Annotated in this window: 2 protein-coding genes and 1 pseudogene; 1 reads left to right on the top strand and 2 read right to left on the bottom strand. The window is 70.9% G+C overall.

What is annotated here, in order from left to right; all coding sequences use genetic code 11:
• Positions 1-229: 229 nt before the first annotated feature.
• Positions 230-937: a hypothetical protein gene (locus D7X74_RS44705; RefSeq protein WP_233602472.1), complete on the top strand. Its 708-nt coding sequence runs from the start codon at positions 230-232 to the stop codon at positions 935-937.
• Positions 938-1,000: 63 nt separating this feature from the next.
• Here D7X74_RS44705 and D7X74_RS44700 read toward each other — a convergent pair.
• Both D7X74_RS44700 and D7X74_RS40825 read right to left on the bottom strand, forming a co-directional pair.
• A pseudogene (locus tag D7X74_RS44700) lies at positions 1,001-1,429 on the bottom strand (thermonuclease family protein); the annotation flags it as partial.
• A gap of 11 nt (positions 1,430-1,440) precedes the next feature.
• Entirely contained in the window at positions 1,441-3,144 is a 1,704-nt protein-coding gene (locus D7X74_RS40825) for a lamin tail domain-containing protein (protein WP_120538320.1), read from the bottom strand.
• Between the last annotated feature and the right edge of the window lie 2 nt (positions 3,145-3,146).

Genomic DNA, 3,146 nt, shown 5'->3' with positions numbered 1-3,146 from the left:
GGTTGCCCACCTCTGGGATGGGACCCCGGGGGGTGGCAGGCAACCAGGGATGGCCTGCTCGCGCCGCTGGGTCCTGTTGGCGACATGGGCGACACTGTCGACAAGACGGACGGAGGAATCGGACCATGGCATTCGCGGAACGCAGGAGCGACGGACAGGGCGCGGCACCCCAGCAGCCGCAGTCGAGGACACGTTCCCGGGGACATGCCCCGAAGGGAGGGGGCCCGCGATGAGCCAGACCCGACCGGTGGATCCGCTGGAGTTCCTGGGCCGCAGGCATGTGCGCAGCGTCTGGGAGGTGATGGAAGCGATGAGCATCCTCATGTCACGCCGCAACGAGGGCCTGCCCCTGAACCTGCCCCACGTGACGCTGTACCTGCGCAGCGGCCGTGAGGTGGTGGGCGTCCTGCGGGAGTACGGCGAGTTCCGGCAGGGCCGGGGCGTGCTGATGAACACGTCGGGCGGGTATGGCTCGCGGGAAGAGGGCACGGATGTGACGTTCGTGCCGGACGGGGTCATCGAAGCCATCACGCTGCACGACGCGAGCGTGCTGGCCACGCCCGCCAAGTCGATGCCCGAGTCCTCACCCATGCACCTGCGGCGGCACCTGCCCGCCATGGCCGACAAGCTGTCCACCGCCCTGGGCACGCCGGTGACGGCGGAGTTCGGTCCGGGCACGGACCTGGACGCGGCCAGCACCGTGCAGGCCCTGGCCTGGCTCATCGAGCGCACGGGCGAGGTCGTCAGCGCGCTGACCATGACGCCCGACGTCGGGGAGGTGCTCAAGGAGCACGTGCGCAAGCTGCGGCTCTTCGTGGGTGACAGCGTCCAGGCGAAGCTCACGGACAGCACGCTGGACCTGACCACGTCGCGCTTCCCGGCCGCCTGGCCGCTGGACCGGGAGCTGAAGCTGGCGGTGACGGACGCGCTGCCGTAGGGCGGACGCTGACGGGCGCCGTCCCTTCGAGCACGGCGCCGGGCAGCGGCCCCACAGCCCCCGGCGGGCCCTGCGGGCCTCGACCTCCAGGGCCTCGAATTCGCCGCGCCGGGATGTGCCGGCCGGCGGGACGAACAGCGTGCATGCGTACCCGCGCTCCACGAGCAACGCGTTCACGTCGTGGCCGTCCACGGACACATAGGCAAGCCGCCGTCCGAACCGGTCCGTGCACGCCTCCGCGTCCCGCAGCCTCACCGTGCGCCCCTCCACGAGCGAGCGGTTGAACGCCGCCGCTTCCTCGCCGAAGCAATCGTGGTGGCCGCGCGTCGTCTCCGGCGTGTCGGCGAGCAGGTAGCGGATCCGCTCGCCGTCCTGGAGTACCACCGTGTCCCCGTCGATGACCTGCGTCACCACGCCCGTGGAAGGTCCGCACTCCCCTTCCCCGTCACCGCCGCAGGCCAGGAGGAAGGTAAGCAGCAACAGGCACCCCATGCCTGGCGTCCTCATGGCGCGCACGTCCGGTTCTCGCGGCCCGGGGTACCCCGGTCTCCCGCGCCGTACGTCACCCCCACGGGGGTTGGACAGAAGGCACCGGCCGCATCGTTGCCGGACGCATCCCGCACGCGCGCATCGAGCTGTGAGGACGCACCGGAGATCGCGGCCTGCGTGAAGGCCACCGAGTCCAGCACGGTGCCCTGCACCGCCAGCTTCAGGACGTGTGCCCCCGCACCATTGCCCAGGCTGAACCCGAACGTGCCGAGCACTCCAGGCAACCCGCCATTGAGCGAGGCGTCATCGGAGTGCGCGAGGACGGCGTATCCTCCCGCCTTCACCGACAGGCACAGCGCGGACTCCAGCGCGATGCCCCCTGTCTCGTTGGAGAGCATCACCCCGTTGAGGTCCACCTCGCGCAATGCGAGCACCTCCACCCATTCTCCCATCGCGTCCGGGACGGCGGAGGGATCCGCGAGGAACTCGGTGAGCACCAGCGAGCCCGCGGTTGGAACGCGGAGCGCGCGGGACTGCCCCGTCGTCCGGTCGATGCAGCCGGTCTGGGACACCCCCGCGTCCGTCCCAGAGCAGGTGCGGTTGGGTTTGCCCGGTGAGCCCAGGTTGCCCCGGTCTCCGTAGGGCTCCGTGGCCGCGCACCATGCGGTCGGTGCGTCGTTGTTCTTCGCCTCGGAGGTGAGCGGTGCCGACACCTGGGTGGCCACGCCGTCCTGGGCCGGGCCGTACAGCGCACTGTCGATGAGCACGGTTCCTGAGCGCACGGCGACGACACCGCCCGCGTTGCGCAGGTCCACGGAGAACGTGGCCAGGGGCGCAGGAAGCCCGCCGTTCACCTCGTGCTCCTGCCGTCGCGCCAGCAGCGCGGATTCGCCCGCCGCGAGCGACAGGCAACGCTCCGACTCCAGCCGCGTGCCCGATGTGTCCGTTCCCACCGTGAGGCCATTGAGGTCCACGGGCACGGTGGCGCGCACCTCCAGCCACTCGCCCACCGCGTCATCTCCGCGCGGGTTGGCCATCACCTCGGTGATGACGAGGTCGCCTGGACGTGGCGCCCGGATGTCCCGGGGAGCGACCGCTCCCGGTGGCAGACACGTCCCTGCATCCACGCTTGGCGTTCCACCATCGGTGGCGCCAGGGCACGGCGCGTTCGCGGTGCCCGGGCTGCCACGGACTCCACCCGGCACGGCCTCCGGCGCATCACACCAGCGCGACGGATCATCATTGCCCTCCGCATCCGGCACGAGACGACCGTCGTAGGTGCGGGCCGCTCCCGACTTCAACGGCGCGGAGAGCGCCACCGAATCGAGCACGCGTGTTCCACAGCGCAGGCCCACGAGCCCACCGCTGTTCCCCAGCGCGCCGAGCGCGTCGCCATAGGTCTGATCCACGTGTTCGGGCAGGGGTCCGTCACGCACGTCCCCCATCACGAGGAAGGCCCCCGCATCCACCTGGAGGTTCGTGGTCAGCGTATAGGCCCGCTCCTGCGCCCCCTCCTCCCGGGCGGTGAAGAGCGTCACGCCCAGCAAGTCCACGGTCTCCCGGGTGGGGTTGTGGAGTTCCACATACTCCTTCCCGGTGTCCGCTCCCGCAGGGTCGTTGAGGTACTCGGTGATGACGAGGTCCCCCGGCAGCAAGGCCTCACACGCCGCCGCCTCTTCCTCCCACGCTGGCACCCCGCACGCCCCCAGAAGTCCCAACC

It is taken from the genome of Corallococcus sp. CA047B, from assembly GCF_003612065.1.
In the GTDB taxonomy this organism is placed as follows: domain Bacteria; phylum Myxococcota; class Myxococcia; order Myxococcales; family Myxococcaceae; genus Corallococcus; species Corallococcus praedator.
Note: the sequence above shows the minus strand (reverse complement) of the source record. Positions and strands in the feature narration are given on the sequence as shown.